Origin of the sequence: Bacillus sp. F19, assembly GCA_023823795.1 — a bacterium.
Lineage (GTDB): Bacteria > Bacillota > Bacilli > Bacillales > Bacillaceae > Bacillus_P.
Genome location: CP085711.1, coordinates 430,314 through 450,158, shown reverse-complemented (window position 1 = coordinate 450,158; position 19,845 = coordinate 430,314). Strand labels below are relative to the sequence as shown.

Annotated in this window: 15 protein-coding genes and 1 pseudogene; 13 read left to right on the top strand and 3 right to left on the bottom strand. The window is 38.1% G+C overall.

The genetic code is table 11. The annotated features are described in order from the left end of the window. Positions 1-162 precede the first annotated feature (162 nt). The 3 genes and pseudogenes from LIT25_27830 (at position 163) to LIT25_27820 (ending at position 3,784) form a co-directional block, all read left to right on the top strand. Positions 163-1,317 carry a Zn-dependent alcohol dehydrogenase gene (locus LIT25_27830; GenBank protein USK36563.1) on the top strand — a complete coding sequence of 385 codons (1,155 nt, stop codon included), beginning with the start codon at positions 163-165 and terminating at the stop codon, positions 1,315-1,317. Positions 1,318-1,548: 231 nt separating this feature from the next. Beyond that, on the top strand, positions 1,549-3,072 hold the full coding sequence (locus LIT25_27825) for a BCCT family transporter (protein USK36562.1): 1,524 nt from the start codon (positions 1,549-1,551) through the stop codon (positions 3,070-3,072). Between the two features lie 202 nt (positions 3,073-3,274). Further along, positions 3,275-3,784: pseudogene (locus tag LIT25_27820) on the top strand (IS4 family transposase). Here the strand turns inward: LIT25_27820 and LIT25_27815 are convergent. Continuing rightward, entirely contained in the window at positions 3,718-4,485 is a 768-nt protein-coding gene (locus tag LIT25_27815) for a hypothetical protein (protein ID USK36561.1), read from the bottom strand. The pseudogene LIT25_27820 and the gene LIT25_27815 sit on opposite strands and share 67 nt — an antisense overlap. A 492-nt stretch (positions 4,486-4,977) precedes the next feature. Here LIT25_27815 and kynU point away from each other — a divergent pair, with 492 nt between their 5' ends. The 3 genes from kynU (at position 4,978) to kynA (ending at position 8,754) form a co-directional block, all read left to right on the top strand. Beyond that, positions 4,978-6,264, top strand: coding sequence for a kynureninase (gene kynU, locus LIT25_27810; protein USK36560.1), 1,287 nt, complete (start codon positions 4,978-4,980; stop codon positions 6,262-6,264). A 135-nt stretch (positions 6,265-6,399) separates the two neighbouring features. Beyond that, complete coding sequence (locus LIT25_27805) at positions 6,400-7,824, top strand: amino acid permease (protein ID USK36559.1); 1,425 nt, start codon at positions 6,400-6,402, stop codon at positions 7,822-7,824. A 72-nt stretch (positions 7,825-7,896) separates the two neighbouring features. Further along, positions 7,897-8,754: a tryptophan 2,3-dioxygenase gene (gene kynA, locus LIT25_27800; GenBank protein ID USK36558.1), complete on the top strand. Its 858-nt coding sequence runs from the start codon at positions 7,897-7,899 to the stop codon at positions 8,752-8,754. A 445-nt stretch (positions 8,755-9,199) separates the two neighbouring features. Here the strand turns inward: kynA and LIT25_27795 are convergent, their stop codons facing one another. Further along, positions 9,200-9,511, bottom strand: a complete 312-nt coding sequence (locus LIT25_27795) for a hypothetical protein (protein ID USK36557.1) — start codon at positions 9,509-9,511, stop codon at positions 9,200-9,202. A 321-nt stretch (positions 9,512-9,832) separates the two neighbouring features. On the opposite strand from LIT25_27795, the gene LIT25_27790 reads away from it, so the two are divergent. From LIT25_27790 to LIT25_27760, 7 genes are all read left to right on the top strand, one after another. After that, the gene (locus tag LIT25_27790; GenBank protein USK36556.1) at positions 9,833-11,020 is read left to right on the top strand and encodes an ROK family transcriptional regulator; all 1,188 of its coding nucleotides are present in this window, start codon (positions 9,833-9,835) and stop codon (positions 11,018-11,020) included. Between the two features lie 16 nt (positions 11,021-11,036). Beyond that, positions 11,037-12,107 carry an extracellular solute-binding protein gene (locus LIT25_27785; GenBank protein ID USK36555.1) on the top strand — a complete coding sequence of 357 codons (1,071 nt, stop codon included), beginning with the start codon at positions 11,037-11,039 and terminating at the stop codon, positions 12,105-12,107. Positions 12,108-12,255: 148 nt separating this feature from the next. Continuing rightward, positions 12,256-13,326 (top strand): ABC transporter ATP-binding protein, encoded by a 1,071-nt coding sequence (locus tag LIT25_27780; GenBank protein ID USK36554.1) that lies wholly within the window; start codon positions 12,256-12,258, stop codon positions 13,324-13,326. Positions 13,327-13,339: 13 nt separating this feature from the next. After that, positions 13,340-15,064, top strand: a complete 1,725-nt coding sequence (locus tag LIT25_27775) for an iron ABC transporter permease (protein USK36553.1) — start codon at positions 13,340-13,342, stop codon at positions 15,062-15,064. 14 nt (positions 15,065-15,078) lie between these two features. After that, on the top strand, positions 15,079-15,825 hold the full coding sequence (locus tag LIT25_27770) for a creatininase family protein (protein ID USK36552.1): 747 nt from the start codon (positions 15,079-15,081) through the stop codon (positions 15,823-15,825). Between the two features lies 1 nt (position 15,826). Beyond that, positions 15,827-17,350: an argininosuccinate lyase gene (argH, locus tag LIT25_27765; GenBank protein USK36551.1), complete on the top strand. Its 1,524-nt coding sequence runs from the start codon at positions 15,827-15,829 to the stop codon at positions 17,348-17,350. Continuing rightward, a complete protein-coding gene (locus LIT25_27760; protein ID USK36550.1) occupies positions 17,343-18,299 on the top strand; it encodes a hypothetical protein in 957 nt (318 codons plus the stop codon). Before argH ends, LIT25_27760 begins: the two co-directional genes overlap by 8 nt. Before the next feature lie 88 nt (positions 18,300-18,387). Here the strand turns inward: LIT25_27760 and LIT25_27755 are convergent, their stop codons facing one another. Continuing rightward, on the bottom strand, positions 18,388-19,599 hold the full coding sequence (locus tag LIT25_27755; protein USK36549.1) for an ROK family protein: 1,212 nt from the start codon (positions 19,597-19,599) through the stop codon (positions 18,388-18,390). Positions 19,600-19,845 lie beyond the last annotated feature (246 nt).

The following is a 19,845-nucleotide window of genomic DNA, read 5'->3' as shown; positions in this document are numbered from 1 at the left end:
TAAGAAAAAAATGTGAAATGAGCCTTATTAATAGTGCCAATTATTTACAATTTTTATGAATTGATAGAAAGGGAACAATGGTAGTGATTTTGAAGAATATTGTGGATTTAAGAGTATTTCTGACCTGAAAAAATTACAAAACAATAACGGGGGTACATCAAAATGAAAATGAAAGCAGCTGTTTTGAGAGAAGTAGGAAAGCCCTTAGAAATTGAAACAATTGACTTAGCTCCACCAAAAGCCAATGAAGTTCTTGTTAAAATCGCTGCTTCAGGTGTTTGTCACAGTGATTTGATTGCACAGGAAAGTCCAGGAACACCAAAGCCAGTGGTACTTGGTCATGAAGGAGCTGGCGTGGTGGTTGAAGTTGGGCAAAACGTAAAAAGTGTAAAGCCAGGTGATAAAGTAACATTAAGCTGGATACCATATTGTGGTGTATGTGTATATTGTACGAATGGACAAGTTCATCTCTGTGAATCGGCATTCGGTCCGATGGAGAAAGGTTTTTTACCAGAGGGAACATCACGTTTAAGTATAGATGGAGAATTAATTTATCATGATTCTGTTTTGTCAACGTTTGCAGAGTATGCAGTTGTTGACGAGATGTCATGTGTGAAACTTCCAGAGGCAATGCCGCTAGAGCAAGCAGCACTATTAGGATGTGGTGTTGCGACAGGTTACGGAGCGGCAGTAAATGCGGCAAAAGTAACTCCAGGCTCATCAGTTGCAGTGTTTGGCTGCGGAGGTGTCGGAATTAATGCGATTCAAGGTGCAAGAATTGCAGGCGCAAGTAAAATAATTGCCGTTGATATGAAACCGCAAAATTTAGAAGCTGCGAAAAAATTTGGTGCTACACATGTTGTGAATCCTGCTGATGATAATTTAGAAGAAATTGTTAAAGGATTAACAGATGGTGTTGGTGTACAATTTGCAATTGATGCAACAGGGAATACTAAGGCAACTGCAAATGCATGGGATATAACACGAAAAGGTGGAATAGTCGTTGTTGTAGGATTCTATACTTCTAAAGATTTAACAATTGATGCTGAATTGTTCCATCGACGAGGAAAAACGTTAAAAGGAAGTAGCTACGGTGATATTAACCCGCTGCGTGACATTCGTAATCTTGCACAGCTTTACTTAGATGGAAAATTAATGCTTGATGAATTAATTTTAAATAAGCTTTCATTAGAGGATATTAATAAAGCATTTGATGGATTCCATGATTGTTGTGGAGTCAATGTTGGTAGATCAGTTATTTCATTCCAAGATGATACAAATTGCAAAGACAAACAAGAGCTTGCAGAAACAGTTTAATAAACACATCTTCTTGTTTCATTAAACCAAATGAATCAAGAAGATAATTTTTTACTATTTTAAGCATTTAAGTCTTTTTGTTATTTTCAAAATATTTAATTTGTTTTAACATCTTTCTGAATTCTACAATAGAGCTATATTTTTTTATATCAGTTGAAACTACTTCAATTTATTTTACTATTTTTCTCTTATTTTGAAAGGGTTTACAAAAAAAAAGAGGGGTGGGTTTTTATGAAAAAATTATCACCAGTTTTTATTATTTCATCAGTAATAACATTGATTTTTATTGTATGGGGTGCTTTGTCACCTAAAGGTTTGAGTACAGCAACAAGTACAGTTCAAACGTTTCTGCAAGGGAATTTTGGGTGGCTTTATTTAACTTCAGCTACAGCATTCTTAGTTTTTTTACTATATTTAGCTTTTTCCCGTTTTGGTCGAATTAAGTTAGGGAAAGATACTGATAAACCTGAATTTAGTACTTTTACTTGGTTAGCAATGGTATTTAGTGCAGGTATGGGAATAGGCCTTGTATTCTGGGGAGTTGCAGAACCAATTAGTCACTTTCATAATCCACCATTTGGGAAAGGTGAAACTGCTGACTCTGCTGCCTTAGCAATGCGTTATTCGTTCTTTCACTGGGGATTTCATGCGTGGGCTATTTACGCTATAACAGGTTTATCCATCGCATATTTTGCATTTAGAAAGGGATTTAAACAGGTACCAAGCGAAATATTACGTCCATTATTTGGAAATAAAGTTGAAGGTGGACTTGGACGAGCTGTCAATGTCATTTTCATCATGGCAACAGTATTCGCAATTTCTGGTCCGCTTGGAATGGGTGCAACACAAATTAGTGGAGGTATCTCATATTTAACAAATATACAAAATAATTTTACAACTCAAATAATCGTTATCGTAGTTGTTACTATTCTTTTTACTCTTTCTGCCAAAACTGGTCTTGAACGAGGGATTAAATATTTAAGTAATACGAATGTTATACTTGCAATCTTCTTACTGATTTTCATGTTTTTCACTGGACCAACAACCTTTATTTTGAATTTATTCACATCAGCTTTTGCTGATTACATCCATAATTTGCCGAATATGAGTTTAAACCAACGTCCATTTGAACAATCATCGTGGTTCAAAGACTGGACCGTCTTTTATTGGGCTTGGTGGATTGCTGCTGCACCATTTGCTGGATCTTTTATTGCACGTGTTTCTAAAGGAAGAACAGTACGTGAGTTTGTATTAGGTGTGCTTATCGTACCATCAACTTTTAGTATATTGTGGTTTAGTGTGTTTGGAGGTACTGCAGTATCTTTAGAAATGTTTAATCAATTTGGAATAAAAGAAATCATGGACACTCAAGGTGTTGAAGTTGCGTTATTTGCTATACTAAAGGAATTACCTTTTGGTACGATAATATCATTCCTTGCGATTCTTTTAATTGGTACATTCTTTATTACAACTGCAGACTCTGGAACATTCGTCCTAGCTATGCAAAGTTCAAGGGGTAATTTAAATCCATCAAACTTAATGAAAATTACTTGGGGTATTTTACAATCATTAACTGCAATTATTCTGTTATGGTCTGGGGGCTTAGGCGCAATAGTTAGTGCATTAATCATTATTGGCTTTCCACTAGCCATCATTTTAATACTTACAATCTTTTCCTTAATGAAGTCCTTTAAAAAAGAGACAATTATAAACCCCCAAAAAAATTTAAATGAAGCAAAACAAAAAGTCGTCTAAGAGTTGAAATTTGACATTGATAGTACAAAAAGGGGTCCTACCAACAAACCGCGGATAACATACGCTAAGAGACAATAAAACGAGCTATTAAGCTCTATAAGGGGTACCCACCACATGCCCATCAAGCTAAGGCAAATTGTTACCCCCTAAACGAAAAAAGCGCTATCCTTTCTGTAATATGATGGAAAGGATGGTGCTTTTTATGTCTCGTAATGTTTCAGATGAATTGAACCTGTTTTCGCTGGAATTACAACAATCTTTATCTCCTCATGTCCTCAAACAATTGGCCAAAAAGGTAGGTTTTGTTAAGAGGTCCAGTAAGTATCAAGCGAAAGATTTAGTTGCTTTGTGCGTATGGTTAAGCCAAAAGGTAGCGAATACTTCCTTAACTCAGCTATGTTGCTGTCTAGAATCTTCAACTGGTGTATTAATGAGTCCCGAAGGACTCAATCAACGTTTTAATCCTTCAGCAGTCAGGCTCCTACGAAACGTATTCACTTCCTTACTTACTCAGAAGATACAAACTTATCAGGCTCTTTCTCATCGTTATGCATCTCAGTTTCAGCGTATGCGAATCTTGGATTCTACGACGTTTCAACTTCCAGATGTTTTTGCTTCAACTTACCAAGGATCAGGAGGAAGTAGTCATACAGCTGGCGCGAAGATCCAATTGGAATACGATCTTCTCAGCAGCCAATTCCTGCATGTGCGCTCTGTACGTGGGTCAGTTGGTTCAACAGAAGTTAGATTTCCCCAAGGATCATAACTGTATGAAGCCACTTCTGCTCCGTTTGAATCAACAATGCTTACCACATCTCCTCGCTGATTAGTCATGTAGAAAAACGTTTCTCCATTCTGATTGGTTAAGCTAATCGGATCACCATTATTCCATGTAAATGACCAGATCGTTTTACCTGATCCATCTGTAACTCTAATTAGGTCAGAATCATCATAATGATAATTATAAATTTTTGAGCCAACATATTTTGTTTTCCTCAAACCATTAGGATGATATGTAAAGCTTGCTTTAGTCTGTCCATTAAAATCCTTCACTGAAAGGAGCTGGTCTTCACCATCCCAATTATAGTTGTGCTTATCATCTTGAAGAAGATTACCTGCAAGATCATAATTATATCCTTCTACTTCATTAGCAGAATTAAATGATAAACTTTTTCCATTAGGGTTTAATAAATTACCTGATTTATCATATTGATATTGAACCGTATTTCCATTGTAAGTCCAAGTATCAAGTCGCCCTGCAAAATCGTACGTATAAGTATGATTAGAAATTCCATCAAAGTATGTTTTTATATTTCCATCGGGATAATAGGTATAGCTTAAATTGGTTTTATCATGATCTCCAATTAAGCTCTGACTAATTACCTGCCCAGCAGCATCGTAATCTTGATACAAATACGCCTTTCCAAAAGTTAAACGTATTGGATCGTTGCTTTCGTTATAATATAGACCGACTACCATTCCATTATGATGTTTAATTGAAGTTAGACGTTTTAGAATATCATAACCAAAGGTTGTAGTATGGGCACTTCCATTAACCGTCTCAATGTAAGACTTTCTAAGTCCGTTACCTAAACTTTGTAAGTCATTATCATATACATTTTCTAAACGATAACCATCAGGTTCTTGCGCAATTTATAATCGACTATTTTCATCGTACTCATAGGAATATACTTTGTCATCTGCTACTTTGATCGAGCTAACGTTATCTATACGGTCATATGAATACGTGAATAATTTTTGACCATTTAAAAACAAAAGGGATATTTGTAAAGAATTTTCAAATAATATACAGTTTTTAGAATGTTATGATAAGTTATTGACATCATGTCATATTCTTTGGTACGATTTTACTAGAATAATAAAATAAGATAAAGGAGGTTTATTATGTTATTTGATTCATTTCATTCCACATTGGAATACGCAAAACAACTGGACAAAGAAGATGCACTTTCTGGTTATCGGGAAGAATTTTATTTAAAATCTGGCTCCATCTACATGGATGGAAACTCATTGGGACTTCTTTCGAAAAGAGCTGAACGTACGCTGTTGGAATCTTTAGATGATTGGAAAGAACATGGTATTGATGGATGGACACAAGGAAAGCACCCATGGTTTTCATTGTCAGAGAAATTAGGCGAGATGAGTGCTACATTAGTGGGAGCATTACCTGAGGAGGTAATTGTAACCGGTTCCACAACTGTTAATTTGCATCAGCTTGTAGCAACATTTTATAAGCCGCAAGGAGAACGCACAAAAATATTAGCAGATGAACTAACCTTTCCATCTGATATTTATGCCCTTCAAAGCCAGCTCCGCACGCATGGATACGATCCAGAAACCCATCTAATACGTGTAAAAAGCAAGGATGGCCGATTTTTAGAAGAAGCCGATATTATTGAAGCGATGACCGATGATATTGCTTTGGTTATATTGCCAACCGTACTTTATCGGAGCGGTCAAATATTAAATATGAAACGATTAACAGCAGAAGCACAGAAACGGGGTATTTTAATTGGATTTGACGGATGTCATTCGATAGGTGCGATTCCACATTCGTTTAGTGAATGGGGAGTGGACTTTGCGTATTGGTGCAATTATAAACATTTAAACGGAGGACCTGGATGTGTTGGCGGCTTATATGTGAACCGTAAACATTTTGGAACGAAGCCTGGATTGGCTGGATGGTTCGGCTCTAGAAAAGATAAACAATTTGACATGGAACATACGTTAACGCCAGCTGAATCAGCAGGAGCCTATCAAATTGGGACGCCCCATGTGTTAAGCCTTGCACCTTTAATTGGATCTTTAGAAATTTTTAAAGAAGCTGGTATTAAAAATATTCGTGAAAAGTCTCTTGAAATTAATCGATATTTAATGAACTTAATTGAATATGAGTTAAAAGACTACGGGTTTGTCATAGGTAATCCTAGAGAGGACATACGTCGTGGAGGTCATGTGAGCCTTGAACATGAAGAAGCTGCACGCATTTGCAAGGCATTAAAAGATAACGGTGTGATTCCCGACTTCCGTGCACCTAACATCATTCGTCTTGCTCCAGTTGCATTGTATACTTCTTACAAGGAAACTTGGGAAGTGGTACAAATTCTCAAAAAAATCATGTCAGATAAACAATATGAAAAATTTGAGAATAAACGTGAAGTAGTGGCATAAAGTGAAACTTCCGTCAGATGAGGATTAATCTCCTGATGAATAGTTGAACGAATCAGTTCCAGGTTAGCCCGCGCTAAATAAAATGGTGATCCTATAATTATTGGATAAAGTCATTGGGTAAAAAGGGGGATGAATATGGAGAACAACAATACTCAATTGAATAATCAAAATGAACCGGAACTAAAGCGTGATTTAAAAACAAGCCAGCTTACGATGATTGCTATGGGGTGTGCCATCGGAACAGGGCTGTTCCTTGGAAGCGGGCTAGCCATTAAAACAGCAGGTCCCAGTGTTTTGCTCAGTTATGGGTTAGGTGCATTTATCGTATTACTTTTAATGGGATGTTTAGCTGAAATGACGGTCGCCCATCCTACCTCAGGATCTTTTGGAACAATTTCTGAAAAATACATTAATCCAATGGCAGGCTTTCTTGTTCGTTATTCATATTGGGTAGCCAATGTCCTTGCTGTTGGGGTAGAAGTAAGTGCAATAGCAGTGTATATGAAATACTGGTTTCCTGATGTGCCTGGCTTCGTATGGATTTTGTTTTTTGCAGCTGTATTGATTTATGTCAACGCTACTAGTGTAAACACATTTGCTACATTTGAGTATTGGTTCTCCATGATAAAAATTAGCGCAATTGTTGGTTTCATTCTACTTGGTTCCTATGTTCTATTCGGTGCATCTGGACAGCCGGATATAGGTCCAGAAAATATTGTGAATGACGGAGGTTTTATGCCGTTTGGCTGGTGGGGGATGTGGGTTGCTATTTTTATTTCTCTATTCAGCTTTTTAGGAACAGAAATGATAGCGGTTACATCAGGGGAAGCAAAGGACCCAGACATTGCGGTGCCAAAAGCATTGAAAGCAACTGTATTCCGTTTGTCTACATTCTATGTGCTCACAATTGGCATCATGTTAATGATTGTTCCATGGCAATCAGCGTCAGTCGATAAAAGTCCTTTTGTAAAAGTAATGGAAATCTTGAACATTCCAGGTGCATCTGGAATTATGAATTTTATCATATTAACAGCTGCACTATCAGCTATGAATAGCCAGCTATATGCTTCAACACGCATGATGTTTTCATTATCAAGGGGGAACTTTGCACCAGCTTTTTTAGGGAAAATTAACAAAAAAGGAGTTCCGACAAGAGCCCTTGCCGTTTCAACTCTTGGGATTTTTATTGCTGCAGGAGTTAATGCGCTGCTTCCGGGTTCATCCTATGCATTAATGATGGGAATTTCCATGTTTGGTGCTATATTCACATGGTTTATGGTGTTTGTTTCTCATTTGTTTTTCAGAAGAAAGTGGGAGAAAATGGGCGGACGTAAATTACCTGTTAGAATGCTGGGTTTTCCATATTTAACGATATTAGGTGCGTTTCTTCTATTTAGTTTATCAATTACAACATGGTTTACAGATTTCAAGATTATGCTTCAATTCGGGATTCCATGGTTACTGTTTTTATCTATTGTTTATTATATTTGGAAAAAAAGAAATATGAACGAAAAGTCATCACAGGAATCGGATGTTTTTCTGAAAGAGAATATAGAATAGATTGACAGAATAAGTAGTATTGAGATTTTTCCTAGATCAGCTAAGTATATAAGAAAAGAATGGGGATTGGGTATGAACAACATAAATAACAATGAACAGAATGTAAGTATGGGGCTAGAAAAAGAAATACAAACAGATTTTCAAAAATCAATGTCTTACGGAGATTATCTCCATCTAGATAAAATATTATCAAGTCAGCATAGATTGTCCACACACCATGATGAAATGCTTTTTATCATTATCCATCAGGCAAGTGAGTTATGGATGAAGCTCATTTTACATGAGTTGTCAGCAGCTATTCAATGTATCCGCACTAACAATTTGGAACCTTCATTTAAAATGTTATCGCGGGTTTCGAGAATTCAGCAGCAGCTGATCCAGTCTTGGAGCGTTCTTTCAACTCTGACTCCAGCCGAATACATGGAATTCAGGGATAAATTGGGACACTCTTCTGGATTTCAGTCTTATCAGAATCGTTTGATTGAATTTGCACTAGGAAACAAAAATGCCCATATGCTATCGGTCTATCAACATCAAACTGACTTAAACGAACAAATGCATCAGGCGCTTCATGAGCCGAGTATTTATGATGCAGCAATTAACGCTCTTGTCATGCGTGGATTGCCTGTTGATCAAGAAGCTCTTAATAGGGATTGGTCACAAAACTATCAATCGAATGCAAGTGTAGAAGAAGCATGGTTGACAGTTTATCGAAATGTCGATCAATATTGGGATTTATATGAGTTGGCAGAGAAGTTAGTTGACATTGGCACTCAACAGCAATTATGGCGCTTTAATCATATGAGTACTGTGGAAAGAATAATTGGGCATAAACAAGGAACAGGGGGATCATCAGGTGTTACATATTTAAAAAAAGCTCTGGACCAGCAATTCTTCCCGGAACTATGGAGTCTAAGAACGAAGCTGTGATTAAAAACCTCGATGAATTAATATATTGGCAATAAAGCCATTTTGTGAAATCAAAGAAACGTGATTGTATCAACGTTTCTTTGATTTAATTTCCGTAAAGTGTAATTATATTAAACCAAAACTGTGTTAAACCTCATTATATATCATTCTTCTTTTAGCATCTGAATGATTTATAAAATAGGAGTGATGAAATTTTTTATTTAATAAATATATCTCGTAAGAGACCGTAGATCAACTATGTTTTAATTTAAGACATTTTAATTAGAAAATGCATATCCATAATAAAATGCAGTAATGTTTTACAAAAATTATGGATTTGAGATAACAAGCTAAGGTGAAAAATATCCAGGTGTAGTGCGATTTTTATGCGAATGTAAAATGCATTGAGTTTGAATGCAGTAATGGAGTTCTACATCCATACCACATGCACGTTCAATGATAAAGTCTATTTTATCAAGGAGCGCATCTTTAGCCGGTTGAGTTTATTGCTGTGAACTCTCTGGCTTGGAAGCCTCATCATCGCTACAATCTCTTCAGTACCTAAAATCACTCGCTTTTTCATCGTCTCCATCGGATAAATGCGATTCTTATACTCCCAGCGAAACAATGGCCGAATCGTACGGAACCACCACCATTCCCGTCCCTTTAGCTGATTTAACAGTCCACTTGAAAAAGTGCCGATAGAACCTTTAGCACTCTTAATCAGCTCTTTGGAATCACGTTTGTCTCTTCCAAATGCAACAGCTTTAATGGCCATCCTCGAAAGAACCCTCGTCGCCCTCTATCGCTGATAAGTAGGGGAGATGACAGCTGTTAAAGCCATGGGTCAATTTATCTACAAGATAGATGAAATTATCAAATTTCTTTCCTCTATAAAACGAAAAAATCCTTGATATACCTAACTGAAAATTGCACATGAAATAAGGATGTATCATTAAATACTTTTCCAGAATGAATGTAAATTATGTTCTAATATTCAAAAGATTGTAAAAAATTTCTTGACTGTTTAAATTAGTTCAGCCTATACTTTTCATATAGTTTGTTAGTAACCTTAACAAACGAAAGGCAGGTGACTGATGTGACGTCTTTTTCAAAAGGAAAAGCAAGTCCTCCATTACTGAGAGAGCTAAATCGAAATTTAATATTACAGGAGCTTCGATCCCATCCACTTCAGTCTCGAGCCGCATTATCAAAAAAAACAAAATTAAGCAGACCTAGTGTGTCAGAACTGGTAAAAGAAATGATAAAAGAGGGACTAATTCGCGAAGTTGGCATAGGGAACTCTACTTCAAGTGGTGGACGCAAACCCATTTTACTGGAGTACAATGCTCAATCAAATTTTGTAGTGGGTTCTATTTTCCAAGATGGGTTAATGAAAGTGACACTTGCAGATATGGATGGGAATTTGATCAAAACTTTAAGTGAGTTCATTACAATGCCTGCTAACGATAGCGCTATTTTTAACGCAGTGGATTCTTTGTTGACCAAGATCATCACTTCATTTGCAATATCCAAGAACCAGATTCTAGGCATGGTCATCGGCGTACCAGGAATCACCACAGAAACAGGAGAAGGAATAGGGTTTTCTCCAGGGCTATCATGGTCTGACACCGATGTTGTAAAAGCATTTGAAGAACATATCGGTGTACCTGTGGTCATTGACAACGATGTGAATCTAATGGCACTCGGTGAATTTCATAAAGGGTTGGGTGTCAAATATCAAAATACCATATACCTATTTGCTGGAAACGGAATTGGAAGCGCTATCATTTTAAACGGGGAATTTATAAGGGGTGCACATAAGGCAGCCGGAGAGATTGGGTATATGCTAATCGGTGACACTTTAAATAAAAAAAAAGACATGGGTGTTTTTGAATCCAATTATGGTTCTACTAGGTTATTGCAAAGGATGGAAAGCATAGGTCTTCCTGTTGATTATAGTAAAAGAGCTATTACTCAGCTTCAAAGCTTCTCTTCGCAACATTCAACTGCTCGTGATTTATTAAATGAACTTCTTAAAAACTGGACTACAGCCATTGTAAACCTCGCGAGCATCCTGGATCCTGAACTCATTATTCTTTCTGGAGATATGTCAGACCTGCAGAACGAGTACTTGGAGAAATTAATTAAAAGCATAGATACATACATTCCCAAATTACCATTAATAGTTTTAACAACTCTTGGTTCTAAAGCTGGACTATATGGTGCAGTTCATCTAGCACTGGGGGAATTCACCCAGTTCGGCTCTCAGAATAGATCATTATAATCTAGGAGGGGTAAACATGTTTAAGAAAAAGGGGTTATTTAGCTTACTTTTGGTTATGGTAATGCTCTTCATTGCTGCATGCAGCAGCAATAGCAGCGGGGGAAATGAAACAAAAGGAAATGACCCAAAAAATGAAGGCGATACAGGTAAACTTGTAATTTACACAGCTCGTGACCAAGCGGTTGTAGACAAAGTAATTGGAATGTTTAACGAAAAGTATCCCGATATAGAGGTCGAGACACTTACGATGGGAGCCCAACAAATCTTAGAGCGTGTTCGTGGAGAGAAAGCGAATCCACAGGCTGATTTTTGGTGGGGAGGCACTCAATCTTCTCTTATGGTAGCAGCAGATGAAGATCTTCTTGCAGAGTTTAAACCATCTTTTGATGATGTGATTAAAGAAGAACATAAAGATTCTGAGGGCCGTTGGTATGGGGAAATGCTTTTACCTGAAGTTATTATGATTAACAGTGAAGCTCTAAAGAAAAAAGATGCGCCAAAAGACTGGGATGATCTTTTAGATGAAGAATGGAAGGACAAGATTGTCATTCGTGGTGTTATGGCTTCTGGAACGATGAGAACGATTTACTCATCTATGATTTTCCGTGAAGGGGCAGAGACTCCTGAGAAAGGTTATGAATGGTTAGAAAAGCTTGATGCTAATACGAAAGAGTATGCTCAAGACCCGACTAATTTATATTTGAAGTTAGCTAGACAAGAAGGTTTAATTTCACTTTGGAATCTGCAAGATATTCTCCTTCAAAAAAATGAAAATAACCAGCCTTTTGATTATGTCTATCCAGAAAGCGGTGCACCAATTTTAGTTGATGGAGTAGCCATGGTAGAGGGTGCAAAAAACAAGTCTAATGCAGAAAAATTCTATGAGTTCCTGTTCTCAAAAGAAACAAGAGCTAAACTTGCCGATGAATTATATCAAATTCCAACACGTACGGATATTGCAGAAGAAGATATGCCTGAATGGTATAAAGAGTTAGATCTAAAAGCGCTCGATATCGATTGGTCAGTAATGGCAGAAAAAGAAGCCGAGTGGATGCAGCATTGGGATGAAAATATTAAAGGAAAATAATAGTGCCATAAAACATTTTTAAGTAAGGCAATGTTGAATTTTACAGCTGCTTCATCTGTTAATAGGCTGGCCTTGAGAAGATGATAAACTCTCGAGGCCTCTTTATTTCAACTAACATGAAGTGTCCATGAAAATGAGGTGCATAAAGATGAAAAGCGTGAAGCTAGATAAAGTAAGCAAAATGTTTGGGAAGGCTCGTGGCGTAAGTAACGTTGATATTACCATAAAGCCAGGTGAGTTTTTTACATTCTTAGGACCGAGTGGGTGTGGCAAAACCACAACCCTGAGAATGATTGCTGGTTTCTACTTTCCTTCTGATGGAAAAGTGCTCTTTGATAATCAGGATGTGACGACCCTACAGCCTAACAAAAGGAATATTGGGATGGTTTTTCAAAACTATGCACTGTTTCCCCATATGACAGTTTTTGAGAATATCGCTTTCGGTCTAGAAGTTCGAAAGTTAAGCAAAACAGAAATTAAAAGTAAGGTTGAACGGGCACAGTTAATGGTGCATCTCGATCAATATGGCCACCGAAAAATAAATGAGTTATCAGGAGGACAGCAGCAGCGCGTTGCCCTTGCAAGAGCTCTTGTAATTGAGCCTAGCATCCTTCTTTTGGATGAACCACTATCAAATTTAGATGCAAAGTTGCGGGAAGAGACGCGCCTTGAAATCAAACGATTACAGTTAGAACTTGGTGTGACAACCATTTATGTTACCCATGATCAAACAGAAGCAATGGCGATGTCAGACAGAATTATGGTTATGAACAATGGTGTTGTTCAGCAGGTTGGATCACCAGAAGAAATCTATAATAAACCAGTTAATAACTTCGTTGCTTCATTTATAGGAGAAGCCAATGTCCTAGATGCAACCATTGAGAACATATCAGGAAACGAAGTAACGGTGAAAACTGCAGATGGGTTGAATTTTAAAGGTAGGACTGAAAATACGTCACCGAACGTGACTTTTCGTAAAGGAGAATCTATTAAGCTATCAATACGTCCAGAAGCTTTTGCAGAGGGAGAAGGGCCAAATCAGTTCAATGCAGAAGTTCAGTTTGTGGAATTTACAGGTGTCACCATCAACTATATTGTAAAAGTAAACGAAACCTCGCTTAAAATAATGGTTGTAAATAAAGGAAATAAGGTGCTTAGCCGGGGAGAGAAAATTACGCTCCACATTCCTGATCGAAGTATCTATTTCATTGGAGAATAGGAGGTGAAAATGGATGGCTTCAATGCAGGATAAATCAAACACTGAAAATTTTTGGCCAAGGCTCTCACGTTCAAAATATTTTATTTATGTTCTTGTTTCCCCCATTTTTTTAATCCTCCTAGCATACGTTATTTATCCTTTTTATCAAACGTTTCTAGAGAGCTTTTCTAATGAGGGCAGTACACTTGCTAACTACAAGAAATTTTTCAGTCTTGAAAGCACAGCAAACCTTGAAGCGTTGTGGAACAGTGTGTATATATCGGTTTTAAGCGTCATTACTTGTGCCCTAGTTGGAGTCGCAATGGCCTTTTTACTGGAACGATATGAATTTCCCGGCAGAAAGATTCTGTCTGTACTTGTACTTGTCCCTATGGCATTGCCACCTCTTGTTGGGGTACTATCGTTTACATTCTTGTATGGAGAAAGTGGAATTTTCCCTCGCGCAGTACAGGAGCTCTTCAATTTAGATAGCGTTCCTTTTTCTTTAAAAGGAATCACAGGCGTTATCGTTGTCCATACATTCACTATGTACACTTATTTCTACCTAACGGCGTCTGCTGCAATTAAAGGGCTTGATCCTTCTTTGGAGGAGGCAGCTACGAGCTTGGGCTCTGGCAGAATACGCATTTGGTTAAAAGTAATTTTGCCGATGCTTACCCCTGCTCTGGTTGCTTCGTCCTTACTGGTTTTTATGATAGCGATGGCTTCTTATACTGCCCCATTGATATTCGGTGTGGAACGAACAATGACGATGCAGATTTACCTTTCTAGAACTAATGGGAACCTGGATATGGCTGCAACTCAGTCTACAATTCTATCGTTTGTTTCAATTTCCTTCCTTATCTTGATGAGATGGTATCAAAACAAACGTAACTATCAAAACCAAAGTAAAGGAATCAGCGTCCATCGGACAGAAGTACGTTCTTCCTTTATGAAATACTTCTCTATGATGCTCTCAATTATCGGTGTTGTCATTTTATTGCTACCAATTCTTGTTTTAGTTCTTATTTCTTTTTCAGTAGATGGGACTTGGACGGTTCAAGTTTTGCCGCCAGCCTATACATTTGAACATTATCTAGCTCTTTTTACAGATGAACGAACATGGCGGCCGATATGGAACTCAATTCAAATGAGCTTTGTTGCCACCATAGGAAATATCATTTTCGGTGTAGCTGCAGCTTATGTTATGGTCCGGACTAAATTTAAAGGAAAAACAGTTTTAGATATTCTGATTATGGTACCTTGGGCACTCCCAGGAACGGTTGTAGCGGTAAACCTTATTGCTGCATTCAGCGAACCATCTGTATTCAGCTTTAATCAAGTTCTGATTGGGACGTTCTGGATTCTTCCACTTGCTTACTTTGTCAGACACTTGCCACTCATTTTCAGGTCAACCTCTGCAAGTTTAATGCAAGTGGATCAATCAATCGAAGAAGCAGCAAGAAGTCTGGGGGCTAGTTGGATGACTTCCTTCCGGAGAATTGTCCTCCCTATGACTATGACGGGTATTCTTGCAGGTACATTGCTCGCATTTGTACAGGGTATCGGCGAATTTGTCGCTTCAATCTTAATTTATAGTACATCGACAATGCCCTTATCTGTTGCGATATTCCAAAAAATGTATGCTTTTCAATTTGGGACAGCATGTGCATACGGTGTATTGCAAATCCTGTTAATTCTTATCGTCCTATTCGTCTCACAAAAATTGACAAATGGAAAAGCTGGATCTGCAATGTAAAGGGGAGAAAACAGATGAACGCATTTGAAATACATGGACGACAATTAGATGAATTAAAACAAGCTGCCTTTGTGGTACTGCCTCTTGGAAGTTTTGAATACCACGGTCCCCATTCTCCCTATGGTACGGACATTATTCTTGCTGAAAGCTTCGGGGGGTTAATTCATAAAGACCTTGGTGGCATCGTCTATCCAACTGTTCCCTATTCATCCTGTCCAGGAAAAACGGCTAAGTATCCAGGAACCATTTCTGTTCGACCATCTATCATGCTTGAATACTTGTCGGATATATTAGAGGGAATACTCAAACTTGGTGTCCAAAGGATTATTCTCCTAAATGCGCATGATGCTAACATGGGACTATCTCGATCGGTCGCGGAATATATATCCATTCGTCATCCAAATGCAAAGTTTCTATTAATAAATTGGTGGCAAATGGTCGAAATTGAGAAAGCTGAGGAAATCGGATTTATTGGTACAAGCGGAAGAGGACATGGAGGTCCATTTGAAATGTCTGCAGTAAAGGCATTCAGGCCTGATCTAGTAAAAGTAGAAAGAGAAGATAATGAGTTCAGTGACACAAACAAGTATTCAACTCTCCCATATATAACCGTTGAGGGAGCACCTGAGAGTTGGGATGGTTATACAGGATTAATTGTACAAACAGCCCAGGAAAAGGGAGAAGTAATTGTCAGAACAGCGGCTGATAACATGAATAAGCTGATAAAAAATTGGCTTATCGGTACCGGGAAAGGGGTTTGACATGGATTTAACATTAAGAAATCAAATTATTGAATTCGAAGGAGATTCATTTCCCTCAAAATCTTATACATCAATGGTTTTAAAACCAGCTTACAATGAGGCAAAACAGAATTTTTTAAAGTCAATGCTTCAAATTCACACAGCTCATCTAGTGATGCTTCAAGAGCAAGGTCTAGTTACTGAGGAAGAAGGAAAGAAAATTGGTCAGGCAGTTGGCAATATAGAAGTTGAAAAACTTCAAAAAGGGGAATACGATCCACAGTTTGAGGATCTTTTCTTCCAAGTGGAGCACAACCTGATTGAGCAGGCTGGAGATATTGCAGGCAACCTTCATATTGGGCGCAGCCGCAACGACATGGGCATCGCCATTTATCGAATGACCCTTAGAGAGAAAATTTTAGATCTCCTTGAAGGGGCTCTACATTTAAGGGAATCATTGATCGAACTCTCAAAAGAACATATTGATACCATCATGATTGGTTATACACATACACAACAGGCACAGCCGACAACACTTGGACATTATTTCAACGCCATGACTGATATGCTTACACGGGACATTATACGTCTACAATCGGCCTACAAAACAGTTAACCGAAGCAGTATGGGTGCTGCAGCCCTCACTACATCCGGCTTTCCAATCAGTCGTAGCCGCATGCAGGAGCTGCTTGGATTTGAAGATATAATTGATAATGCTTGGGATGCCGTTTCAGGTGCGGATTACATTATGGAAACAGCCTCTGCTGTACAAGTTGCTGCACTCAATCTTGGAAGGTCTACTCAGGATTTCTTGCTATGGGGCACTCAAGAATTTGCATCTTTCCAACTTGCAGCCCCTTACGTTCAAATCAGTTCTATCATGCCACAAAAGCGAAATCCAGTTTCTATAGAACATATGAGAGCCCTGCTTTCTGGTGTAGCCGGTGATGCTCAGACTGTTCTCACCATGGTGCACAATACACCTTTTGGCGATATCGTAGATACAGAGGACGACATGCAACCATACCTCTGGAAAGCAATGGATCGACTCAAAGGAATATATCAACTCTTGTCAAGTGTGCTATTGACTATGAATGTGAATAGGGACCTTTTGTTAAATAGAGCTAAAGAGAGTTTTGCCAATGTTACTGAGCTTGCAGATACCATTGTTCGGGAAGACGGCCTCTCTTTCCGCCAATCACACCATATTGTTAGCGGTGCCGTCACGTCGCTTACTCAATCAGGAAAAGGTTCTCTGAGAGATCTTACTCTAGCGCTAGTGAACGAGCATGCTGAACAAGTTATTGGAAAACCATTAACTCTAACGGAAGATGTCTTTAAGAATGCATTGAATCCCGTCTTTTTTGTCCATGTACGGACATTACCGGGAGGACCTGCGCCTAGCAGAATGGCAACTACTCTGAACAATAAGAAAGAAGAACAGCAACAGTTACTAGATTGGATGAAAAGCAAGAAAGAAGCCCTGGAACAGTATGAGCAGATATTAAAATTGTATGTTCTGAAGTGGGCTCATAAAAGTGAATAATGCAACGTTTCCCCTCTTAGCTGTAGATGGAGGGGGAACGAAGACACTTGCTGTCATGACTGATTCCCAAGGTAAAGTATTGGGAATTGGTCGATCAAATGCTTCAAACTATCAGGTAGCAGGTATTGAAGGAGCTAAAAATGCTCTTTTGAAGGCTATTAAAGAAGTGAGAATAAAGGTTTGCGAGAAGAGAGATCAGATTAAATTTCAAACTGGTGTTTTTGCCTTGGCAGGTATCGATACTTCTGAAGACAGAGATGTAGTAACGCGAATTGTCAACGACGTTTGTAACAGAACCGGACTCTATTTTGAGAAACTTATTGTGGAGAATGATGCCCTTTCTACTTTGATTGGAGCCACATCTAACCAACCTGGGGCTCTTGTGATATCCGGTACGGGGTCCATTGCATTTGCCCATAATGGAAAGGGCGAATACGTCCGCGCAGGAGGCTGGGGTCATAAAATCGGTGATGAAGGAAGTGGCTATTGGATTGGAATGGAGGCCATTCGTGCAATCTTAAAAATGAGTGATGGACGCGGACCAAATACGCTATTAAGAGATAGAGTTTTAGAGGCAATCAACCTGCCAAAAGTTGAATCACTTTATAACTGGGTATATGGTACAAAAAGTTCGGTGGACACAATAGGCGCAATCGCTCAGATCGTAGAAGCATGTACAGTGGAAGGAGATGCCGTTTCCCAAAATATTCTAGACTTAGCAACTGATGAACTTTTTTCATTGCTGTATACTGTAATGGAAAAAACATTAAACGCTGATGAAAACATTACGATAGTACTCCAAGGCGGTATTCTTAAGCATAATCACTATATCCAAAAACAATTAGGAGATAAAGTGAAAGGTCAATTCCCAAATAGTCGTTTGATTCTGGCCAACCTTGAACCCTTCCAATACATTGTTCAGAGAGGGCTGTTGAACAATTTGAAATAAATGATTAAAAAAGAACCTGCTTTGAGATAACTGATCACCAAAAGCAGGTTCTTTTTTGTTAATACGTTGAAGGTATAGAAAACCATATTTATGAATGTTGAATAATGCTGTCGTACTCTCTTAAGAAAAGGGATACAGCTCCGAATGCTCCAGATTTTTCACCTAAAAAGGAGCACTTCAGTTCTACCGTGCTTGGAAGGTACTGCAACATTATTTCTTGCAATCTTGGCAGGATCAGCTCAGATGATTTTAGTACGCCTCCGCCCAAAATAATGACCTCCGGGTTTAGCAAACTTGCAGCATTAATAATGCCATACGCTAAATGTTCATTGGCTTCATTTATAGTCGAAAGTGCGATTTCATCCCCTAGCTTAGCTGCATTAAACGCATCTTCGCCAGTTAATCCAGAAGAATTCGCTTGAGTATGCAAGGGATGGTCAGAGATTTCCTTAATTCTATCAGTAAATTTGTTACCAATGGATTTCCCTCCAGCAACGCTCTCTAGATAACCATAATGGTTAAAAGTAGGTTTAAAATCATTCATCAAATCGTTCTTATCCGTGACCATATATCCCATTTCACCAGCTGCACTTGATGAGCCTCTGTATAGTTGATTGTTTATAATAATCCCACTCCCGATGCCTGTGCCTACTGAAATGTACAAAACGTTCCTATTGTTTTTAGCGTTACCAAGCCACTGTTCACCTAGACAGGCAACATTGACATCATTATCAACAAATACAGGAAAAGGAAAGAATTTCTTTGCATCTTCAATAAAAGGATACTGAATCCAATTTAAGCTAGGGGCTTCTATTACTAATCCACTAGAAGTGTTTGTTATTCCTGGAACACCAACGCCCATACCTAATATTTGGGTAACGTCGATATTCTGGTTTTTCATCATATTATCCACTTTTTTTGCTAACTGTTTAAGCAATCCAGAGTTTAGATATTTTTGGGTTGCGAAACTGCTGAACGCAATTATGTTACCTCCCAGATCACATAAGACCGTTCTCACATTGGTACCACCTATATCTGTTCCAATGATATAAGCTGCCTTTTCATTAAAATAAAGTTGAATCGGCCTCCTGCCACCTTGGGAAGAGGATTCACCGATACCTTTTTCAAAAACCCAATTTTCTTGGATTAGTTCGTCAACTAACAATGAAACAGTGGGCTTGCTTATTTTCGTTTTCACAGCTATCTCTGCTCTTGAAGTAGGAGATTGATCTTTAATACATTGAAGAATACATTTTTTATTGAAAGATTTCATATGCATCGGAATTCCCTTAAAAGTCATTACATCTAGGCCTCAACTTATATGTTAATAGAGTTTATTTAATTAAAATATAACTCAATCTCACCATGTTTACAAAGATTATCCCTACTAAATATGTTGGAATAATCGCCCAGTGTTTTAAGTGTCAAACTATCATTTTTAGTTTTCTGAAAATAAAGAGTATTTACAACATTATCTCTTTGAGGTTATCATTAGGTAAGGTTTCACACTTCTAGTTAGTTAGGTAGACTTACTAACATACTAAAT